Raw genomic sequence first — 1,837 nt, 5'->3', positions numbered from 1 at the left:
GGGTTGTGGGGTCGTGGTGCGGCTCCCGTGCCGGCGCGGGAATGGGTGGAGCGCACCGGACGTTGCTCCCGTGCACGGGTGCGGCAGGCGCACCCGCCCCGAGGCACCGACGAGGAGCGCAACGGCCATGCAGGGCACTGTGACGATGTACAGCACGACGTGGTGCGGTTACTGCCGCCGGCTGAAGAGCCAGCTCGACCGCGAGGGCATCGCGTACAACGAGATCAACATCGAGCAGGACCCGGCGTCGGCGGCGTTCGTCGAGAAGGCCAACGGCGGCAACCAGACGGTGCCGACCGTGCAGGTCGTTCCGGCGGGCGGCGGGGCCGAGGTCGTGATGACCAACCCGAGCCTGGCGCAGGTGAAGCAGGCCCTGGGGGTCTGAGCCGCGCCGGTGACACACGGCACGAAGGAGGGACCTCGGTCGCCGGGGTCCCTCTTTTCGTGCGCTCGGGGGCTTCCCGGCCCCGGGGCCGCTAGGCGTTGGGGCCGGGGGTGCGGCTGGGGATGGGCTTGCCGTACCAGAGTTCGAGGAGCCGGGCGGCGATGGAGATGCCGTACGGGGGGAGCACCTCGCCGGAGTCGAAGGCGGCCCGCAGTTCCTCGCGGGAGAACCAGCGGGCTTCTTCGATCTCGTCGCCGTCGACGTCGATCTCCGAGGAGGTGGCGCGGGCCATGAAGCCGAGCATCAGGCTGGAGGGGAAGGGCCACGGCTGGCTGGCGACGTACTCGACCTCGCCGATGGTGACCCCGACCTCCTCGAAGACCTCCCGGGCCACCGACTGCTCGATGGACTCGCCCGGTTCGACGAAGCCGGCCAGGGTGGAGAAGCGGCCTTCCGGCCAGTGCACCTGGCGGCCCAGCAGGGCGCGGTCCTCCTCGTCGGTGACCAGCATGATCACGGCCGGGTCGGTGCGGGGGTAGTGCTCGGCTCCGCAGGCGGGGCAGCGGCGGATGTGTCCGGCGGCGGCGATCACGGTGCGTTCGCCGCAGCGGGAGCAGAAGCGGTGCAGGCGCTGCCAGTTCTCCAGGGCGACGGCGTGCACCATCAGCGCGGCGTCGCGCGCGGAGAGCAGCATGCCGGCCTCGCGCAGTCCGGCGGGGCGGGCGGACTGGTCCATCCGGCCGGGGAGGCTGTCCTTCTGGAGGGCGAAGTAGCTGACGCCGTCCTCGTCGGTGCCGAGGAAGTAGCGGTGGGTCTCGGTGACCGGCGCCTCGAAGGAGGGGGTCATGACGAGTTCGGTGCCGCCGTCTGCGGTGTCGTCGATCAGTGCCTGGCCGCCGGAGACGACGAAGACCCGGGTGGTGGGGTGGCTCCAGGCGGCGGCCAGCCAGGCTTCGTCGAGGCGGTGGTGCGCGGCGCGGTCGATGCCGCTGGGCGCGGCGAAGCTGATGGGGCGGTGGCCCGGGTTGCTGATCGTGCTCACTGGTGTTTCCTACTCCCCCGGTGGATGCGGATGTCTCGGGTGTCTGGCCGGGTCGCCGGCCCGGCGGGGGCGGTCGTGGTCGGCGTGGTCCGATGACGGGGTGGTGGTCGGTGCGGCCCGGTCCGTGGGTCGGGGTCAGCGCAGTGCGCCGGGTAGTTCGGCCCACAGGTGGGCGGCGGTCTCGGCGCCCTTGAGGAGGAGGTCGAGTTCGATCTTCTCGTTGGGGGCGTGCCAGCCGTCGGACGGTACGGAGATGCCGAGGAAGAGGACGGGTGCGGCGAGGACGTCCTGGAGGTCGGCGGCCGGGCCGGAGCCGCCTTCGCGGGTGTAGCGGACGGTGGCGCCGTCGAAGGCGGTGCTCATGGCGCGGGTGACGGCGGTGAGGGCGGGGTGGCCGAGGGGGGTGAGGC

The 1,837-nt window shown here is 72.5% G+C and carries 3 protein-coding genes; 1 reads left to right on the top strand and 2 read right to left on the bottom strand.

Annotation, left to right across the window (positions count from 1 at the left end; genetic code table 11):
• Positions 1-127 precede the first annotated feature (127 nt).
• On the top strand, positions 128-385 hold the full coding sequence (locus C6N75_RS23960) for a mycoredoxin (RefSeq protein ID WP_105870975.1): 258 nt from the start codon (positions 128-130) through the stop codon (positions 383-385).
• A gap of 91 nt (positions 386-476) precedes the next feature.
• On the opposite strand, the gene nudC is transcribed toward C6N75_RS23960, so the two are convergent.
• Positions 477-1,427, bottom strand: coding sequence for an NAD(+) diphosphatase (gene nudC / locus C6N75_RS23955; protein ID WP_105870974.1), 951 nt, complete (start codon positions 1,425-1,427; stop codon positions 477-479).
• A gap of 135 nt (positions 1,428-1,562) precedes the next feature.
• On the bottom strand, positions 1,563-1,837 hold a 275-nt coding region (locus C6N75_RS23950), incomplete at its 5' end, for a M20/M25/M40 family metallo-hydrolase (protein WP_146132653.1).

It is taken from the genome of Streptomyces solincola, from assembly GCF_002982015.1.
GTDB lineage: Bacteria > Actinomycetota > Actinomycetes > Streptomycetales > Streptomycetaceae > Streptomyces > Streptomyces solincola.
The sequence above is the reverse complement of the archived record's forward strand: the minus strand, read 5'-3'. Positions and strand labels throughout refer to the sequence as shown.

Coding starts and splice junctions, on each gene's coding strand:
- C6N75_RS23960 (WP_105870975.1), top strand. CDS start 128: ATGCAGGGCACTGTGACGATGTACAGCACGACGTGGTGCGGTTACTGC.